This is a genomic window from Inquilinus sp. OTU3971, from assembly GCF_038440215.1.
On sequence record NZ_JASATH010000471.1, the window covers coordinates 1 to 266 of the forward strand.

General features: G+C 69.9%; 1 pseudogene. It reads right to left on the minus strand.

Features of this window, described 5'->3' with window-relative positions:
- A pseudogene (locus tag AAHM41_RS40465) lies at window positions 1–266 on the minus strand (succinate--CoA ligase subunit alpha); the annotation flags it as partial.

The window sequence follows — 266 nt, forward strand, 5'->3', positions numbered from 1 at the left end:
CCGATCTTGCACTCGCCCGGCGTGATCACCCCCGGGCAGTTCGGCCCGATCAGCCGGGTGGCCGACCCGGCCAGGGCGCGCTTGACCTTGACCATGTCCAAGACCGGGATGCCCTCGGTGATGCACACCACCAGCGGGATCTCGGCGTCGATCGCCTCCAGGATCGCATCCGCGGCGAAGGGCGGCGGCACGTAGATCACGGATGCGTTGGCGCCGGTCTGGTCCACCGCCTGGGCCACGGTGTCGAACACCGGCAGGTCGAGGTG